The organism is Pantoea folii, assembly GCF_056678875.1.
Map to the genome: position 1 here is coordinate 1 of NZ_JBWXON010000028.1, position 15,599 is coordinate 15,599.

The following is a 15,599-nucleotide window of genomic DNA, read 5'->3' on the forward strand; positions in this document are numbered from 1 at the left end:
CGACTTCGACTTCGACTTCGACTTCGACTTCGACTTCGACTTCGACTTCGACTTCGACTTCGACTTCGACTTCGACTTCGACTAACGCTGCTGGGCGAATTTCAGCGGCTGATCTGCCGGACTGCGCTTCATCACACGATCCAGCACTTCTGCTTCCAGTTCCGCCAGTCGCGCCGATCCACGTCGACGTGGTCGCGCGAGGTCCACGGTTAAATCCAGCCCAATCTGCCCCTCTTCGATCAGCAATACGCGATCGGCCATCGCCACGGCTTCACTGACATCATGGGTGACCAGCAACACCGTGAAGTTATGTTGTTGCCATAGCGATTCAATCAACCCCTGCATCTCAATACGCGTCAGTGCATCCAGCGCTCCGAGGGGTTCATCCAGCAGCAATAAACCGGGTCGATGAATCAACGCGCGAGCCAGCGCCACGCGCTGTTTTTGCCCACCCGATAGTGCCGCTGGCCACTCGTTAGCGCGATCGGCTAAACCCACCGCCTCCAGAGCTTCCAGTGCGGCAGCCCGCCATTCACGCCCCTTTAAACCCAGACCCACATTATCGATAACTTTCTTCCACGGCAGCAGACGTGCATCCTGGAACATAAGACGCGTGTCTTCGCGTGCTTGCGCTAACGGCGCAGTGCCTGCCAGCAGCTCACCGCGCGAAGTGGATTCCAGTCCCGCCAGCAGGCGCAGCAGGGTGCTTTTACCGCATCCGCTGCGGCCCACTACTGCAACAAACTGCCCTGCCGGGATATGCAGATTGATGTTGTTCAGGATGGTGCGATCACCATATTGCTTGCTGACGCCGTTAACGCCCACCGGGGTGCCGCTGTTCAGACGCGACGGGCTTAAAGTTGCGTTGCTCATGCGTTCTCCTTCAATTGATAAGCCGGATGCCAGCGCAGCCATACGCGCTCCAGCAGTTGAGCGGCGACATCGGCCAGTTTGCCGAGCAGCGCATAGAGAATGATGGCGACCACCACCACATCGGTTTGCAGGAATTCGCGTGCGTTCATCGCCAGATAACCAATGCCAGAGTTGGCCGAGATTGTTTCAGCCACAATCAGCGTCAGCCACATCAGGCCGAGGGCAAAGCGTACGCCCACCATGATCGAAGGCAGCGCACCTGGCAGAATCACCTGAATAAACAGACTCCAGCCAGAAAGACCATAACTGCGCGCCATCTCCACCAGACCACGATCGATATTACGGATACCGTGATAAGTGTTGAGGTAAATCGGGAATAAGGTGCCGAGTGCCACCAGGAAAATCTTGGCTGACTCATCGATGCCAAACCACAGAATCACCAGCGGGATCAGTGCCAGGTGCGGCACATTGCGCAGCATCTGCACTGAGGTATCCAGCAAACGTTCGCCCACGCGTGAGGTGCCGGTGATCAAGCCAAGCACCAAACCGATCGAGCCGCCAATGGCAAAGCCGATCGCCGCACGCCAGCCACTGATGGCGAGGTTTTGCCACAGTTCACCACTCACCGTCAGCTTCCAGAACGTAATAATGATGTTTTCCGGTGATGGCAGAATACGTGTTGAGAGCCAGCCCACCTGAGAAGCGAGCTGCCACACCGCAACCAGCAGCACCGGTAAAGCCCAGGGCAGTAGGGCATTACTCAGCTGTTTTTGAAACTTTGCCATCCTGAACTCCTTAGCTCTGAGACACTTTCTGCGGGGTGAAATCATTGGCTACCGCTTCACCGTGTGCTTGCACCACGCGAGGTTTCGGCACTTCTGGGATGGCCAAATCAAGGTGTGGGAACAGTAGCTCACCGACACGATAGGCTTCTTCAAGATGCGGATAGCCTGAGAGAATAAAGGTCTCGATGCCGAGGTCGCTGTACTCCTGCATACGTGCAGCCACGGTTGGGCCATCGCCCACCAGCGCAGTACCGGCACCGCCACGCACCAAACCCACGCCTGCCCACAGGTTTGGGCTGATCTCCAGCTTGTCACGGCGGCCACCATGCAGCGCAGCCATGCGCTGTTGTCCGACAGAATCGGTACGGGCAAAGGCCGCCTGCGCTTTGGCAATAGTGGCATCGTCAAGATGAGCAATCAGGCGATCCGCTGCCTGCCAGGCTTCTTCATTGGTTTCACGCACGATGACGTGCAGACGAATGCCAAAGCGCACTTTACGGCCCTGTGCCGCCGCTTTGGCACGCACTTGATCAATTTTCTCTTTGACTAATGCCGGAGGCTCGCCCCAGGTGAGATAAACATCGACCTGCTCAGCGGCGAGATCCTGCGCGGCATCGGATGAACCGCCAAACCACAGCGGTGGACGTGGCTGTTGTACCGGTTTAAACATCAGGCGTGCACCGCGCACTTTGACGTGTTTACCCTCGTAATCCACGGTTTCACCTTCTGAAACGCGACGCCATACGCGGGTGAACTCCGCTGATTCTTCATAACGCTCCCGATGATCGAGGAACACGCCGTCCCCCGCCAGCTCTTCAGGGTCGCCGCCTGTGACCAGGTTAAACAGCGCGCGCCCGTTGGACAGACGATCCAGCGTCGCGGCCTGGCGCGCTGCCTGCGTCGGTGAAATCACGCCCGGACGCAGCGCCACCAGAAAGCGCAAACGTTGCGTCACCGGAATCAGTGACGCGGCCACCAGCCAGGCATCTTCGCAGGAGCGGCCGGTGGGGATCAGCACGCCGCCAAAGCCAAGGCGATCGGCGGCCTGAGCAATCTGCTGCAGATAACCGTGATCGACAGGACGCGAACCTTCGGCGGTGCCAAGATAGTGCCCATCACCGTGGGTGGGGAGAAACCAAAATACGGATATGCTCATGATTCAATTCCTTATGGCTGGGCGGACTGTGGATGCCAGATGCGGTCAGTGATGTTCACTTTTACCGGCATCAAATGATTGGCATAAAACAGGTCGGCCGTTTGCTGTTGGGCCTGCGCAGTGTGTGCGCTGACCGGCGTAATCGCGGTGGGGGGACGATGGTCGAGATAGCTGGCAATCACCGGCTTGGGTAAGCCCATCGCTTGTGCCAGCAGATCAATACTTTGCTCGCGTTGGCTGCGGGTGAGCGCGTCAGCATCGCTGAAGGTATGCAGCACTTGCTGGATAAATGAACCGTTGGCTTCGGCATATTTGCGTGTGGCTAAATAGAAGGAACCGGTCTGGTTGAGCTTGCTGCCATCAGCCAGTACGCGCACGTTGCCTTGCAGTAAGGCGGCAGAGTAGTAGGGATCCCAAATAGCCCAGGCATCGACATCGCCCTGCTGGAAAGCGGCTCGCGCATCGGCGGGGGTCAGATAGGTGGGCTGGATATCTTTAAAGCTCAGGCCTGCCTGTTCGAGCGCGCGCAGCAGCAAGTTGTGTGAACTGGAACCTTTCTGGAAGGCGACTTTATGGCCTTTCAAATCGGCCACACTGTGAATCGGGCTATCTTTGGGTACCAGAATCACTTCAGCCTGAGGTTTCGGTGGTTCGGAACCGACATACAGCAGATCCGCGCCTGCTGCCTGTGCAAACAGCGGTGGAATATCACCGGTGCTGCCTAAATCAATGCTATCGACATTCAGCGCCTCCAGCATCTGCGGGCCCGCGGGAAATTCAATCCATTTGATCTGGGTATGGGGGAAACGTTGTTCCAGCATCTGGTGAGATTTTGCTAACACCATGCTCACCGATCCTTTTTGATAACCCACACGCAATTGCGCCGGGGCATCAGCGGCAACGGCGTTGGCACTCAGGGCAAATAGCGCAGCAAAGGCTGGCAGCAGTAAACCCGTAAACATCCTTTTCATGATTTTTCCTTTATACCGCTTGTGCGTAGGGTTGATGGCGTCGGTGTAGCGCGTGCCAGAAAGTGTCGAGCGCATCATCAATGCGATTGGCCAGTTGTTGATCCAGCTCTGGCTGGCGGTCGTAATTCACTATTTGCGTATCGGTGGCAAACACCCCATGCAGCACTTCCTGGGCTTTCAGCGCATTCAATACCGGCTTGAGCGCGTAATCCACGGCCAGTAAATGAGATGCACTACCTCCGCTAGCCAATGGCAACACCACTTTGTGTTCCAGGGCGCGTTCTGGCAGTAAATCAAGCAGGGTTTTCAGCGCACCCGAAAATGAAGCTTTATAAATAGGAGTGGCAACAATCAGTCCGTCTGCCAGCGCCAGGTCGTCTTTCAACGCATTAAGGGCTGGGGAGTCAAAGCGCGCATAGAGCAGATCGTCCGCCTGGAAGTTGTGAATATTCCAGGGAATGACTTCAACACCGCGTGCTTCCAACGCGTGCTGGCACAGGCTGAGCATTGCAGTAGAGCGCGATGGGAAGCGAGGGCTGCCCGCCAGCGTAATAACTCGCATGGTCACTCCTTATAACTGAAAGTTATTGATTATCTGGTATTGAGAACTGATGTGTTCAATACTGGCAGAGCGCGTGCGCGGGTATAAATGATTTATCTGGCAAACTTAAGCCGAAATATGGGATTGGCGTGAGGGGGATGTTTTTGAGAAAGGCATGTCGTGTTCTGGGCTAAGGATATTCTGAAAACCGAGTGAGATGAATGCTTCTCACTTAAGCACGGGCGTGAGTATCACTCAGGGGAATGGTTAATTTGGATGAAGTTTCTTATTAATAGAGTGTTTGAAAGAAAAAATGAAGGATGAACGAACCTTTCAAAAGATAAAAGAATATTTTTTCTTTTACGAATGAAAGGGTAGAGGAGGGAGGATCAAATCGAAGTCCCTTTTTAGAGCGGCTAGTCATTTCTGGATGGGGGTGTAACTCTGGTAAATAATGGATTAATCCGTGATTAAGTGTTTCCAAAAGCGTGCAAACATTAAAAACAAGGCATGCCTTACTTCTGTTCTGGCTAAAAATTGTTATCTTTATTCTCGATGCTTTAGCCCTGGTTCAGAAAGTTTTAACAATTAAGATTAGGGTGACGTCTGGAAGGCCGATAAAAAATGAATTCTCTGCCCTTAGCCTGTTTATAATCTGTTGAGATTAATTGCGCTAAAAATCTTCATCAGCTTGTCTGTTATTTTTTTACTTGAGCATTTCATTGGGAAAGGTTCAGGTTTTCATCTTTTATTGGGGATATAAAATATGGAACGCTTTTCTCCGGATCACGATGTGTCTGGCCCAGCGATGAACGCAGGGCAAGAAGATCGACTGCTATCAGATTCAACCCTTCGCTGCTATGAGCTCCAATCGGTTATCACCTCTCAACGCTTTAATTTGGTCAATACAGACCCTGACAGGATTGCAGGTTTGAATGAGGATGACTTCTTACTGTTTGCACCCGCTGGCTTTACGCCTGCAGACGCACTGTTGCTGGAGGTCGCTAAATGCAGCGATCAGCGTCCCGAGCTGAACTGTTTAATCCAACCTCTGTTCCCTCAGCACACTTTTAAAACGGGATTGCAGTCTTCATTACAACTCTTTCAGCAGTTACAGACCGGGCAGCATTGGTGTCAACATTACCTCCTCATCCTGCGTGTTGCGCTTGTTTACGCCGCAACACCCTTGAATCGCATGCGGGATGTGATGCTCGCTGGGTTGATTAATACGGAGTCCGTCTGGGTACTGGATACCTTAAATAGCGCCAGTGACGAAGAAGAGTGTGCCACGTTAAGCTATCAACAGTTTATGCAAGAGTATGAAAAATTGACCCGAATGACGCATTATCTGCCTGAAAGGAATGCTTATCGGCAAAGTTATTTAAGGGGCGGGTTATTGAACCTGATTCAGCAGGATTTAAATCACACAGACAAGCTCTCTGATAATGTGCGGCACGCCATTCACTATTTTTCAGAGCAGTTTCCTGCACAGGGTGTCATGGAAAAACTCATGTTGAAACAACCGGACATCTATTTCAATCTGATGAAAGTCAGAAAAACCTCTGTTGTATGAGACCAACGTTGGTTTTAAGAATTAGTCCCGTGTGCGCCGAGCTGTTTTTATGCCACGCTAATTCTCCTTGAGAAAACCTGACACCAAAACACTTATGTCGATTAAACGTAACGCGATTGCCAACTATGTTGGCCAAATCTATCTGACGCTGTCAGGTATTTTGGTGGTACCACTTTATATTCAACATTTAGGAATGGAAGCTTACGGTCTGGTCGGCTTCTTTTCTATTTTATTGACGTGGTTACAACTGCTGGATGCCGGGGTTTCTACTACCTTAATGCGTGAAGCTGCGCGCTATCGTGCCAATCAAGCCGAATTTGTCTGGTTCCCGGCGCTGTTTGCCACCTTGACGCGATTCTTTCTGATTTCAACGCTTATCCTTGTGGTGCTGGGTTGGATTGCCACGCCGTGGATTGCCGCTCATTGGCTCAATGCGCAACATCTGCCAGCCAGGGATGTGGTGATTGCGGTTGGCATTATGGTCATTACCGCGGCCATACGCTGGCGTACCAGCCCGTATCGTAGCGTGATTGTCGGATTTGAACATCAGGTCTGGCTAAATGGCGTTAACCTGATCATCACCACTTTGCGTACTTTTGGTGCCGTGGTGGTGATTCAGTTTTTCCCTAACCCTGTGCTGACCTTCTTTATCTGGCAATTGCTGGTATCGATTGCCGAAGCGGCATGCTGTATTTACAAATCCTGCCAACTGGTCCCACGTTCCGCGCGCAAAGAGAAGCGTGATGACCTGAAAGGAGTATTGCGGCCCTTTATTCGTTTTGCGCTCAGCGCGGCCTACTCCAGTGCGGTCTGGACCTTTATTTCACAGATTGACCGACTGGTCCTGTCCAAAACCCTGCCGCTAAGCCAATACGGTTCGTTTACCGTGGTGGCGACCGCGGCTACCGGCATTCTGCTGCTCAGCAGCCCGATCATGCAGGCGATTGTGCCGCGCATGACCGGCATGAAAACCCGTAATGAAGGCGATGCGGAAGCGCTAAAACTCTATCGCTATACCACTCAGGCCGTCGCGATATTTATGGCGCCGCTCAGTATCACCATTGCCTGCTACGCCGGACCGCTGCTTTGGGCCTGGACCCAGAAAACCCAGATTGTTGATGAGATGTCATTTGTGCTCAGTCTTTACGCGCTGGGCAGCGGCATTCAGGCCATCTGTGGCCTGCTGTATCACCTGCAATACATCAACGGCAATCTCAAATTGCATATGCAAGGCTTCAGCGTGTTCGCATTGATTTTGGTACCGCTCAACATCTGGTGCGCGATGCATTTTGGCGCGCTGGGTACCGGATGGTTGTGGCTGGGGCAAAACATCTTCTATTTAGTGGGTTGGGCATGGCTGGTACATCGCCGTTTCGCGCCCGGTCTGCATTTCACCTGGCTCACGCGTGATGTGATGTTGATTTGGGCGGCATCCGCGCTGATGGCCTGGTTAAGCACCTTCTTGCCTATCGACTGGAATCAAAACCGTTGGATCAACCTGCTGTGGTTAGGCCTGATTGGCGCAATCAATCTTGGTGTGTGCTGTTTGCTGCATAGCCTGGTGCTAAAGCGTCTGCGCTTGCCGTTATTCAATGTTGAGGAGAGAGGATGAGAATGTTGACATCTCGCCGCGTGCCGACCGTTTCTGTCATCGTGCCAAACTGGAACTGTGCCACGTGGCTGCCAGAAGCGATGGGTTCATTGTTACGTCAATCATCACCGCCCGATGAGATCATTATCATTGATGACGGTTCCAGTGATAGCAGTGTTGCCTGGCTCACCGCTTTCGCTGCTGCGCATCCGCAGGTCACACTGCTGAGCGGTGAACGCGGCGGCGTCAGCGCGGCGCGTATGAAAGGACTCGCCGCAGCCACCGGTGATTTTGTCTATTTCATGGATGCGGATGATTTCGTTTCGACTGAACTGTTTGCTGATTTTCGACGGGTACAGGCCAGGCATCAGGAGATTGATCTGTTCTGTTTTGGCGCGAAGATGTTTCTTGATCTGCCTGTGGCGCAGCGCCAGTATCAACGTATTCATCAACGTCATGTCAGTGGTTTATTGCCCGGGGGCAGGGCAAGTCTGCACATTTTGCTGCAACACCAGTCGGCACATCGCGTGGTGTGGAGTTCGATCATGTCGCGACGTTTAATCGATCAGCTGGCGTTGCAGTTCCTTCCCATTCAGAACCACGAAGATGCGCCCTGGATGTTTGCGCTCTATATGGCCGCGCGTCAAATCTACTGCACCAGCCAAAGCTACTATTACAAGCGCTTCATGCTCAGTTCATTGTCACAGAGCACGCGTGACTTTTCGTGGGTAAAAAATTACTTCATTGCGCGACAAAGCAGCGAGCAGTTTTTACGCGACCAGCAGCAACCCGTTGATGAGTTGTTGTTGGATGATTACTACCAGACGGTGATGAAGGGCTGTCTCGCGCAAATCCGTAAAAATCACATGACCGTGCCCAATGAATGGCAGGCTCCGGTGAATCAAGTGGTAAGTAAGATGCTGCAACAGGATTCGCGCCTGAAGCTGCTGTGGTATTGCCCGTCGATTTACCTCGGGTTGCAAAATGTTCGTGAACAAGTCGGGCGCTATTCTGCACGTCGCTGACCGTGATCAATTCTCCCGCTGCTGATTAAATTTACTTTTGCGCCAGAGGCCTTTACCATTCTGGCGCACAAATTTCCGTGCACCCGACTTCTTCGCTTCCGCCATTCAGGAGAGTGCATGTTATATCCTATCGTCCGGCCGGCGCTGTTTAAGCTCGATCCAGAGCGTGCGCACGAACTCACCTTTCAACAATTACGTTTTATCAGCGGAACGCCGCTGGAAGGACTGATTCGCCAGTCGCTGCCGTCACGCCCGGTGACCTGCATGGGATTGACTTTCCCTAACGCGCTGGGGCTTGCTGCAGGCCTCGATAAAAACGCAGAGTGCATTGATGCCTTTGGTGCGATGGGTTTCGGCTTCGTGGAAGTCGGGACGGTGACGCCACGTCCACAGCCTGGCAATGATAAGCCGCGCATGTTCCGTCTGGTGGAAGCGGAAGGGATTATTAATCGCATGGGCTTTAATAATCACGGCGTCGATCACTTAGTCGAGAACGTTAAAAAAGCGCGTTTCAAAGGTGTGCTCGGTATCAATATTGGCAAAAATAAAGATACGCCAGTGGAGCAAGGCAAAGACGATTATCTGATCTGCATGGAAAAGGTGTATGCCCATGCCGGTTATATCGCCATCAATATTTCATCGCCAAACACACCTGGATTACGCACGCTGCAATATGGCGAAGCGCTGGACGATCTGCTTTCGGCGATCAAATTAAAACAAAAAGAGCTGCAGGAACGGCACCTTAAATATGTGCCGGTCGCGGTGAAGATCGCGCCGGATCTTTCTGAAGAAGAATTGATCCAGGTTGCCGACAGTTTGGTGCGCCATGAAATTGACGGTGTCGTTGCCACGAATACCACGCTCGATCGTGCTTTAGTTGCTGGACTTAAATATGCCGATGAGATGGGTGGATTAAGTGGCCGTCCGGTACAGTCACGCAGCACTGAAGTGATTCGCCGCTTGTCGCAAGAGCTGCAAGGTCGTTTACCTATTATTGGCGTCGGTGGTATTGATTCACTGGTTTCCGCTCGTGAAAAAATGGCCGCAGGGGCCACATTGGTGCAGATATACTCTGGCTTTATTTATAAAGGCCCAGGTTTAATTAAAGATATCGTGACCCATCTCTAAGACATTTCCCACTTTCCCGCGCCGGGGGGTTTATTTATCCCTTCGGCTCGTTTATATTTTGTCCTGCTGATGTTTTTTTCAGCTTTTCCTTAGAGTTTTATTTTTTCATTGAGCGCCATTTAGCGCAGCGATTAACCACAGGGCACATCATGAAAATCAAACCTGATGATAACTGGCGTTGGTATTTTGACGCAGAGCACGATCGTATGATGCTGGATTTGGCCGATGGCATGCTATTTCGTTCGCGCTTCTCGCGTAAAATGCTGACACCAGATGCCTTTAATGTCAGTGGTTTTTGTGTCGATGACGCTGCCCTGTATTTTACGTTTGAAGAGCGTTGCCGACAGAGTGGATTAAAAGGCGATCAGCGCGCGGAATTAGTCTTAAACGCATTAGTGGCGAGTCGTTTTTTAAAACCGCTCATGCCAAAAAGCTGGCATTTCACCAGCCATACCCAGAGCTGGCAACCCGCATCAGGCGATATGGTAGCCGTGACGCTGGCCGATAGCGGCGAACAGGCGCAATTGCTGGTGGTCGAGAGTGGCGAAAATGCGGCGTTGTGTCTGCTGGCGCAAAATACATTATCGGTAGCCGGTAAAGGTATGCAGTTAGGCGACGCGATAAAGATCATGAACGATCGTTTGCGGCCGCATCAGCAGGAACAAAACGCCCACTTTGCGCGGGCGGTTTAAGCGTTTAAGCCAAAACAATATCGCCTGCGGGAATACAGCTACAACTGAGAATCGTTCCGTCTGCGCGCACTGCGCTCTGTTTCAGCGCTTTCACTTCGCCCGATACCAGCGTCACCTTGCAGCTACCACATATCCCGGCACGACACGAGTAGGGAATGCGAAAGCCCTGCATCTCCAGTTGTTCGAGTAGCACTTGCTGGTTGTCGCCGGTAAATTCACTGCCCTGATAGCCAATGATCACTTCTGCCTGTTGGCTGGCAGCCGGTTTGAGGGTTTCCACCACCGCGCCCGCTCCGTAAGCTCGCGGTGTCTGACGAGCCAAAACCGTCAGCTCATCGCCGACGCGGATCACGCCGCTGTTGCGGGCGATCAGATTCAGACCGAAATCGATATCTCCGCTGCCGTCCTGACCGCTGCGGAAACGTTGTAACGTGGCCAGGGGTTCACCTTCGGGATGTTTGCGCCCGCTTTCGGTACCCACGGTGGTGAATACACAGCGGCTGCAGGGCTTGGGCATATCAAAAACAATCTCGCCGATTTTAACTTGCTTCCAGCTGTCTTCATCCCATGCGGCTGCGCCGCTGACCACCAGGTTAGGGCGGAATTGCTCAACGCGAACGCTGGCCGGGCAACGCTGCTGCAGATCCTGCAGTGACGACATATTCACCAGCAGGAAGGGAAAACCATCCGCGAAACTCAGCGATACCTCATCAAATTTTTTCACCCGTCGCGTGGGAGCCACACCGGTCCAGCGCAATTGCACCGGACGCGGAAAGAATTCACTCAGCCAATCATTGATTTCGGCGGGCGCAATATGCGAGGTGAAATGATTCCCCCACACTTCAGTGGGTGACAATTGTGCCGTGAAATCGCTGAAGCGAATTAAGGCCTGGCTGCCATCCGGGGCATTTAAAAATAAGCCATCGGGTAACAGCGCAGGAGTAAAGCGCACCATGTCCGGATACTGTCGCGCAGTAATAAAAGTGCCGTCCAGTTCGGTCACCATGAAGATGCGATCAAACGCCAGACCACTCTCCAGCACCTGTGCATGAGACAGTTGCAAACCGCGCATCGATTTGACCGGATGAATATAGAGGCGAGAAAGCGTAATCATCGAAACTCCAACAGGACAAAAAGAAGCTAACTTTATGACATAGGACGCTGATTCGCTATAATGCGCAACAATTTTAGCAAGAGTAAAAAGTGACGATATGAATTCTCTGTTTGCCAGTACGGCGCGTGGGCTCGAAGAGCTGTTAAAAACTGAGCTGGACGCGCTGGGTGCGCAGGATTTGCAGGTGGTGCAGGGCGGCGTCCACTTCCGTGCCGATGACCGTGTGATGTACCAAAGCCTGCTGTGGAGCCGACTGGCTTCGCGTATTTTGCTGCCGCTGGGAGAATTTGGCGTCTGGAGCGATCTCGACCTGTATGTGGGCGCGCAGAGCATTCCCTGGACCGAGATGTTCGACAGCAGCACCAGCTTTGCAATTCACTTTAGCGGTACCAATGAGGTGATCCGCAACAGCCAGTTCGGTGCATTACGTATCAAAGATGCGATTGTTGACAGCTTTACGCGTCAGAATCTGGAGCGTCCAAGCGTGGATCGTGAACAGCCAGGCATCCGTATTAATGCGTGGCTGAATAAAGATCGCGTGAGCATCGCACTGGATCTGAGCGGCGATGCGCTGCATCAGCGTGGCTATCGTCAGCAAACCGGTCAGGCACCGCTGAAAGAGACGCTGGCGGCCGCGATAGTGATGCGTTCTGGTTGGCAGAGCACCACGCCATTGATCGATCCGATGTGCGGTTCTGGTACTTTACTGCTGGAAGCGGCGCTGATCGCTACCGATCGCGCGCCGGGCTTGCTGCGTACTCATTGGGGTTTCAATCGCTGGAAAAACCATAATCAGGCGGTGTGGCAGGAAGTACTGGCTGAGGCGAAAGAGCGTGCCCGTGTGGGGACGGCGGCCACAACCGCGCGCTTCTTCGGTTACGACAATGACAGCCGCGTGCTGGAATCTGCGCGAGCCAATGCGCGTCGTGCTGGCGTGTTCGAACTGTTCACTTTTGCCCAGCAGGATGTGATTAAGCTGAAGAACCCGCTGGCGGGCCAGGAGATCACCGGCACCGTGCTGAGCAACCCGCCTTACGGCGAACGTCTGGAAAGCGAACCGGCGTTGATTGCGTTGCACAGCCTGCTGGGACGCATTATGAAACAGCAGTTCGGCGGCTGGAATCTGTCTCTGTTTAGTGCGTCGCCGGAATTGCTAAGCTGCCTGCAACTGCGCGCCGACCGTCAGTTCAAAGCCAAAAATGGCCCACTGGAATGTGTGCAGAAAAACTATCAGCTGGCCGCGACCAGCGGTGAAGGCAGTGCGCAGATTGCCGAAGACTTTGCCAACCGTCTGCGTAAGAACATCAAGAAGCTGGAAAAGTGGGCGAAGCAGTCCAACATTGAATGCTATCGCTTGTATGATGCCGACTTGCCGGAATACAACGTCGCGGTAGACCGCTACGGCGACTGGGTGGTAATTCAGGAATATGCTCCACCGAAAACCGTGGATGCCAATAAAGCACGTCAGCGTCTGTTTGATGTGATCAGCGCGACGCTGAGCGTGCTGGAGATTCCGGCCAATCGACTGGTGATGAAAACCCGTGAGCGTCAGAAGGGTAAAAATCAGTATCAGAAGCTGGGAGAAAAGGGCGACTTCTTCGAAGTACAGGAGTTTGACGCGCGTCTGCTGGTGAATCTGACCGATTATCTTGACACCGGTTTGTTCCTGGATCACCGTCTGGCCCGCCAAATGCTGGGCAAAATGAGCGCGGGTAAAGACTTTCTTAACCTGTTTGCCTACACCGGCACCGCCAGCGTGCACGCCGGGCTAGGCGGTGCGAAAACCACCACCACCGTGGATATGTCTCGCACTTATCTGGAGTGGGCCGAGCGCAACCTGCGTCTTAATGGTCTGACCGGACGTCAGCATCGACTGATGCACGCCGATTGCCTTAGCTGGCTGCGTGACAGTGACGAACAATTTGATTTGATCTTCATCGATCCGCCGACTTTCTCGAATTCCAAACGAATGGAAGACGATTTTGACGTGCAGCGTGACCACATGATGCTGATGCAGAATCTGAAACGTCTGCTGCGTCGCGGTGGCACCATTATGTTCTCGAATAACAAGCGCGGTTTCAAAATGGACCTGGACGGTTTAGCCGCTCTGGGCTTACAGGCGCAGGAAATTACCCAAAAAACGTTGTCGCAAGATTTCTCACGCAACCGTCAAATTCACAACTGCTGGCTGGTTAGCCACGCCGGTAAGGAATAAGTTTTATGTCACTGATCAGTATCCATGGCGCTTACCTCTCATTCAGCGATGCGCCGCTGTTGGATAACACCGAACTGCACATCGAAGAGGGCGAACGCGTCTGTCTGGTGGGCCGTAACGGTGCCGGTAAATCCACATTAATGAAAATCATCAACGGCGAACAACCGCTGGATGATGGCCGCATTATTTACGAACAAGATTTGGTTGTGGCACGTCTGCAGCAGGATCCACCGCGCAACATTACCGGTTCAGTCTACGATTTCGTGGCGGAAGGCGTTGCAGAGCAGGCTGAGCATCTGAAAGCCTACCATGCGATTTCCCATCTGGTGATGGAAGATCCAAGCGAGAAAAACCTCAACGAGATGGGGCGTCTGCAAACCATTCTGGATCATCAGAATTTGTGGCAGCTCGATAGCCGTATCAATGACGTATTGCAGCAGATTGGTCTGGAAGCTGACACTGAGCTTTCCTCACTCTCCGGTGGCTGGCTGCGTAAAGCCGCGCTGGGCCGTGCGCTGGTGAGCAATCCACGTGTGCTGATGCTCGATGAACCGACTAACCACCTCGATATTGAAACTATCAACTGGCTGGAAACCTTCCTTAAGACCTTTACCGGCAGCATCGTGTTTATCTCGCACGACCGTTCGTTTATCCGCAATATGGCGACGCGTATTGTCGATCTCGACCGCGGTAAACTGGTTTCCTGGCCGGGCGATTACGATCAATTCCTGCTGGGTAAAGAAGAAGCACTGCGCGTCGAAGAGATGCAGAACGCGGAGTTTGACCGCAAGCTGGCGCAGGAAGAAGTCTGGATTCGCCAGGGCATCAAAGCGCGCCGTACCCGTAATGAAGGCCGCGTGCGCGCATTAAAAGCGCTGCGTCGTGAACGTTCAGAACGCCGTGATGTGATGGGCAAAGCCAACATGCAGGTCGGCGAAGCCGCTCGCTCAGGTAAGATTGTATTTGAGATGGAAAACGTCAATTACAGCGTGGATGGCAAAACGCTGGTGCGCGATTTCTCCACTCAGGTGCAGCGCGGCGATAAGATCGCCCTGATTGGCCCGAACGGCTGTGGTAAAACCACCTTACTGCGTCTGATGCTGGATGAGTTAAAAGCGGACAGTGGTCGCGTACACTGCGGGACTAAGCTGGAGATCGCGTACTTCGACCAGCACCGTGCTGAACTGGATCCGGATCGTACCGTGATGGATAACCTCGCGGAAGGTAAACAGGAAGTGATGGTCAACGGTAAGCCGCGCCATGTGCTGGGCTATCTGCAGGACTTCCTGTTCCATCCGAAGCGTGCGATGACGCCAGTGCGTGCGTTATCCGGTGGTGAGCGTAACCGCCTGCTGTTAGCGCGTTTGTTCCTGAAACCTAGCAACCTGTTGATTCTCGATGAACCGACCAACGACCTTGACGTGGAAACGCTGGAGCTGCTGGAAGAGCTGGTGGATGGTTATCAGGGCACCGTGATGCTGGTGAGCCACGATCGTCAATTCGTCGATAACACCGTGACCGAATGCTGGATCTTTGAAGGCAACGGTGAGATTGGTGCCTTTGTCGGCGGCTATCACGATGCGCAGTTACAGCGTAGCGCCTATAAGCAAACCAAGTCCGCTACGGTGAAAACCGCATCCGCTGCGCCCAAAGCGGCAGAGAAAAATCAGGAGCCAAAACGTAGCGCGAACAAACTCAGCTATAACCTGACGCGTGAACTGGAACAGCTGCCGCAAAAACTGGAGCAACTGGAAACAGGTATCGGCGAACTGCAGGCGAAAATGAGCCATCCGGACTTTTTCAGCCAGCCGCACGACAAAACTCAACCGGTTCTGGATGCGTTAGCGCAGACGGAAAAAGAGCTGGAAGTGGCGTTTGAGCGCTGGGAAGAGTTGGAAGCGCTGAAAAACGGCGCGTAACACAGAGGAAGTCAGT

Annotated in this window: 13 protein-coding genes; 7 read left to right on the forward strand and 6 right to left on the reverse strand. The window is 53.0% G+C overall.

Annotation, left to right across the window (positions count from 1 at the left end; translation table 11 throughout):
- Positions 1 to 81: 81 nt before the first annotated feature.
- Genes ssuB through ssuE form a run of 5 tightly spaced genes read right to left on the reverse strand, consistent with a single transcriptional unit; the run spans position 82 to position 4,347 of the window.
- Entirely contained in the window at positions 82 to 873 is a 792-nt protein-coding gene (gene ssuB / locus AC1MDE_RS24080; RefSeq protein WP_058959672.1) for an aliphatic sulfonates ABC transporter ATP-binding protein, read from the reverse strand.
- On the reverse strand, positions 870 to 1,658 hold the full coding sequence (ssuC, locus tag AC1MDE_RS24085; RefSeq protein WP_034820490.1) for an aliphatic sulfonate ABC transporter permease SsuC: 789 nt from the start codon (positions 1,656 to 1,658) through the stop codon (positions 870 to 872). Before ssuC ends, ssuB begins: the two co-directional genes overlap by 4 nt.
- A gap of 10 nt (positions 1,659 to 1,668) precedes the next feature.
- Entirely contained in the window at positions 1,669 to 2,814 is a 1,146-nt protein-coding gene (ssuD, locus tag AC1MDE_RS24090; RefSeq protein WP_034820486.1) for an FMNH2-dependent alkanesulfonate monooxygenase, read from the reverse strand.
- Between the two features lie 11 nt (positions 2,815 to 2,825).
- Complete coding sequence (locus AC1MDE_RS24095; RefSeq protein WP_072226499.1) at positions 2,826 to 3,785, reverse strand: sulfonate ABC transporter substrate-binding protein; 960 nt, start codon at positions 3,783 to 3,785, stop codon at positions 2,826 to 2,828.
- Between the two features lie 10 nt (positions 3,786 to 3,795).
- On the reverse strand, positions 3,796 to 4,347 hold the full coding sequence (gene ssuE, locus AC1MDE_RS24100) for an NADPH-dependent FMN reductase (RefSeq protein WP_058959670.1): 552 nt from the start codon (positions 4,345 to 4,347) through the stop codon (positions 3,796 to 3,798).
- 745 nt (positions 4,348 to 5,092) lie between these two features.
- On the opposite strand from ssuE, the gene AC1MDE_RS24105 reads away from it, so the two are divergent.
- The 5 genes from AC1MDE_RS24105 (at position 5,093) to AC1MDE_RS24125 (ending at position 10,335) form a co-directional block, all read left to right on the forward strand.
- Entirely contained in the window at positions 5,093 to 5,899 is an 807-nt protein-coding gene (locus AC1MDE_RS24105; protein ID WP_480345149.1) for a hypothetical protein, read from the forward strand.
- Between the two features lie 94 nt (positions 5,900 to 5,993).
- Positions 5,994 to 7,511 carry a lipopolysaccharide biosynthesis protein gene (locus tag AC1MDE_RS24110; protein WP_034820480.1) on the forward strand — a complete coding sequence of 506 codons (1,518 nt, stop codon included), beginning with the start codon at positions 5,994 to 5,996 and terminating at the stop codon, positions 7,509 to 7,511.
- A gap of 2 nt (positions 7,512 to 7,513) precedes the next feature.
- Positions 7,514 to 8,515 (forward strand): glycosyltransferase family 2 protein, encoded by a 1,002-nt coding sequence (locus tag AC1MDE_RS24115; RefSeq protein ID WP_236699718.1) that lies wholly within the window; start codon positions 7,514 to 7,516, stop codon positions 8,513 to 8,515.
- A 117-nt stretch (positions 8,516 to 8,632) separates the two neighbouring features.
- Complete coding sequence (pyrD, locus tag AC1MDE_RS24120) at positions 8,633 to 9,643, forward strand: quinone-dependent dihydroorotate dehydrogenase (RefSeq protein WP_479398222.1); 1,011 nt, start codon at positions 8,633 to 8,635, stop codon at positions 9,641 to 9,643.
- Between the two features lie 149 nt (positions 9,644 to 9,792).
- Entirely contained in the window at positions 9,793 to 10,335 is a 543-nt protein-coding gene (locus AC1MDE_RS24125) for a cell division protein ZapC (RefSeq protein WP_034820471.1), read from the forward strand.
- A gap of 4 nt (positions 10,336 to 10,339) precedes the next feature.
- On the opposite strand, the gene AC1MDE_RS24130 is transcribed toward AC1MDE_RS24125, so the two are convergent.
- Positions 10,340 to 11,449: a YcbX family protein gene (locus AC1MDE_RS24130; RefSeq protein ID WP_058959667.1), complete on the reverse strand. Its 1,110-nt coding sequence runs from the start codon at positions 11,447 to 11,449 to the stop codon at positions 10,340 to 10,342.
- 97 nt (positions 11,450 to 11,546) lie between these two features.
- On the opposite strand from AC1MDE_RS24130, the gene rlmKL reads away from it, so the two are divergent.
- On the forward strand, positions 11,547 to 13,664 hold the full coding sequence (rlmKL, locus tag AC1MDE_RS24135; RefSeq protein WP_058959666.1) for a bifunctional 23S rRNA (guanine(2069)-N(7))-methyltransferase RlmK/23S rRNA (guanine(2445)-N(2))-methyltransferase RlmL: 2,118 nt from the start codon (positions 11,547 to 11,549) through the stop codon (positions 13,662 to 13,664).
- A 5-nt stretch (positions 13,665 to 13,669) separates the two neighbouring features.
- Positions 13,670 to 15,583, forward strand: a complete 1,914-nt coding sequence (locus tag AC1MDE_RS24140) for an ABC transporter ATP-binding protein (RefSeq protein WP_480345150.1) — start codon at positions 13,670 to 13,672, stop codon at positions 15,581 to 15,583.
- The last annotated feature ends 16 nt before the right edge of the window (positions 15,584 to 15,599 follow it).